This is a genomic window from Kitasatospora sp. NPDC093550 (assembly GCF_044764985.1).
In the GTDB taxonomy this organism is placed as follows: domain Bacteria; phylum Actinomycetota; class Actinomycetes; order Streptomycetales; family Streptomycetaceae; genus Kitasatospora.
Window position 1 is genome coordinate 301,140 of record NZ_JBIWJF010000010.1, and the last position, 3,252, is coordinate 304,391.

The following is a 3,252-nucleotide window of genomic DNA, read 5'->3' on the forward strand; positions in this document are numbered from 1 at the left end:
GGGGCGCGGGCCCCCGCTCTCTAACCCGGGGCCCCCCCCCCCGGGGCGGGGGCCCCGGCCGGGGGGGGGGGGGTTGTGGGGGGGGGGGGGGGGGGGGGGGGGGGGGGGGGGCCCCCCCCCCACCACCGGAGTGGCCGGTTCAGCGCAGACGGGCGGCCAGCAGCGGGCCGATCACGTCCAGGGCCTGCGGCGTGGTGAGGCGGCTGTGCGGGATGTCCAGCGGGTGGTTCTCGATCGGGCCGTCCACGTGCCCGGCCCACAGGTCGGTCAGCGGCGCGCCGTCGGCGCCCCGGCCGGGCAGGGCTTCGAAGAACAGCACCGGGCCCCGGTAGCGGCCGGGCTGTTCGCCCCGGGCCAGCGCGAGGTTGTTGGCGGTCACCTTCACCAGTCGGCCCAGCGCCGCCGGGTCCAGCCCGCCCAGCACGCTGCCGCGCTCCCGCAGCAGCTCCAGCACCGTCTCGGCGGAGGGGAGTCCGTCCCCCAGGGGCTCGGCGTCGGCGGTCGGAGCGTCGGCGGTCGGAGCGTCGGCGGCCGGAGCGTCGGCGGCCGGAACGTCGGCGGTCGGGGAACCGGCGGCGAGGACGCCCAGCTCGTCGAGGTCGAGGCCGTCCAGCGCCAGCGAGAGGATCTCCGCGTCGCTCGGCCGGCCGGCGTGCCGGAAGCGGCCGGTGGGGTGCGCGTCGAGCATCGCCAGCAGCGCCACCTCCTCGCCCGCCTCCTGCAGCTGGCGGGCCAGCTCGTGGGCGACCGTGCCGCCGAAGGACCAGCCGAGCAGGTGGTACGGGCCGCTCGGCTGCACCTCGCGGATCAGCCGCAGGTAGTCGGCCGCCATCTCCGGCACGCTGCCCGGCAGTTCGCCGTCCGCGTCGAGGCCGCGGGCCTGCAGGGCGAACAGCGGCCGGTCGCGGTCCAGGTGGCGGACCAGACCGGAGTAGCACCAGCCGAGGCCGCCGCCGGGGTGGACGGCGAACAGCGGCGGGCGGCTGCCGCCGGTGCGCAGCGGCAGCACCTGTCCCAGCCCGTCGGTGGATTCGCCGCCGCCCTCGGCGCCGTGGTGCCCGGCGAGCCGCTCGGCGATCCGTGCGGCGAGCTGGGCCACGGTCGGGGTCTCGAACAGGGCCCGCAGGCCGATGGGGACACCCAGCTCGTCACGGATCCGGGCGGTCAGCCGGGCCGCGAGCAGGGAGTGGCCGCCGAGGTCGAAGAAGTTGTCGTCGATGCCGACGGTGTCGGTGTGGAGGGTGGTGGCGAAGAGGTCGCGGAGGACCTCTTCGTGGGGGGTGAGGGGTGCCCGGCCGGTGGTGGTGCCGGTGGTGGCGGGGGCCGGGAGGGCGCGGCGGTCGAGCTTGCCGTTGGGGGTGAGCGGCAGGGTGTCCAGCAGCACGACGGCGGACGGGACCTGGTAAGCGGGGAGTCCGGCGGCCGCCGTGGCGCGCAGTTCGGCGGCGTCCGGGAGGGCGGCGCCGGTGGTCGGGACGAGGTAGGCGACGAGTCGCTGGTCGCCGGGGTTGTCCTCGCGGAGGACGACGGCGGCCTGGGCGATGTCGGGGCGGCCGGTGAAGTGGGTTTCGATCTCGGCGGGTTCGATGCGGAAGCCGCGGAGCTTGATCTGGTCGTCGGTGCGGCCGAGGAACTCCAGCCGGCCCTCGCCGCGGGCGTCGTGCTGCCAGCGGCCGAGGTCGCCGGTGCGGTACATCCGGGCGCCGGGCTCGCCGTACGGGTCGGGCAGGAAGCGCTCGGCGGTCAGGGCCGGGCGGCCGAGGTAGCCGCGGGTCACCAGGTCGCCGGCGATGAAGAGTTCGCCGCCGACACCGATCGGCAGCGCGCGCAGCACCTCGTCCAGCACGTACATCCGGGTGTTCCAGATCGGCCGTCCGATGGTGATCACGCCGGAGGGCGCGGTGTCGCCGGGCTCGATCCGGAACTCGGTGCAGCCGACCGTCGTCTCGGTCGGGCCGTACTCGTTGATCACGGTGGCGCCCGGGTGGCGCCGACGCCACTCGTCCAGCACCTCGCCCATCAGCGACTCGCCGCCGAGCACCAGCTGCTCGCTGGGCGAGAAGCGCTCGGGCAGCGCGGTCAGCAGGGCGAGGTGGCTCGGGGTGGCCTTGACGAAGGTCGGGCGGTCGAACTCCGTTGCCGTGGGCGCCTGGTCGTCCAGTTCGATCAGCTGGACGGTGCCGCCGCTGGTGAGCGGGGCGAACAGGCCGGTGACGGTCAGGTCGAAGGACACCGGCGAGTGCACCAGTGCCCGGCCGGCCACGCTGCCGTAGGCCTCGCGGGCCCAGGCCAGGTAGGCGTCCAGCGAGCGGTGCTCGACCACCACGCCCTTGGGGCGCCCGGTGGACCCGGAGGTGTAGATCACATAGGCCGGGTTGCGCAGCGACAGCGGAGCCGAGCGGTCGGCGTCGGTGAGGTCGTGCGCGGGCAGGGCGGCGAGCGCGGCGGCCGTGTCCGGGCTGTCCAGCAGCAGGCGGGGGTGCTCGGTGACGGGCAGGCCGGCGGCGGCCTCGGAGGTGGTGAGCACGCACAGCGGTCGGGCGTCGGCGAGGGTGTAGGCGATCCGCTCGCCCGGGTGGGTCAGGTCGATCGGCAGGTACGCCGCACCGGACTTCAGCACCGCCAGCACGGCCACCAGGGTCTCCACCGAGCGCGGCACGGCCAGCGCGACGAGCTGCTCGGGGCCGGCCCCCTGGGTAACCAGGTGACGGGCCAAGCGGTTGGCGGCGGTGTCCAGTTGGGCGTAGCTGAGGGTGTCGGTGCCGCAGGTGACGGCGGTGGCGTCGGGGGTGCGGGCGACCTGGGCGGCGAACAGCTCGGGCAGGGTCCGGCCGGGGAGTGCCCGGGACGGGCCGTTCCAGTCGGTGAACAGGGCCCGCCGCTCGTCCTCGGAGAGCAGGTCGATGTCGTGGATGGGGGTGTCGGGGTGCTCGGCGGCGCTGCGCAGGATGCGCTGGAACTGTGCGGCGAGGCGCTGGACGGTGGCGGGTTCGAAGAGGTCGGCGTTGTACTCGATGGTGACGGTCAGGCCGTCGGGGGCGCCGTCGGCGGTGTGGTGCTCGGTGACGGTGAAGGAGAGGTCGAACTTCGCCGTCCGGCCGGTCTCCACCTCCGGGGCCGCTGCGGCGGATGATGCCCAACTGGCTTTCGGAGAAGCGGTGTTGTTGAGGGTGAGGATGGTTTGGAAGAGGGGGTGGCGGTGGGGGGTGCGGGTGGGGTTGAGGGCTTCGACGAGGCGTTCGAAGGGGAGGT

The 3,252-nt window shown here is 75.2% G+C and carries 1 protein-coding gene; it reads right to left on the minus strand.

All coding sequences use genetic code 11. The annotated features are described in order from the left end of the window. Positions 1–139: 139 nt before the first annotated feature. Positions 140–3,252, minus strand: a 3,113-nt coding sequence (locus tag ACIRD3_RS19045) for an amino acid adenylation domain-containing protein (RefSeq protein ID WP_402217702.1), incomplete at its 5' end; no start/stop codon positions are given.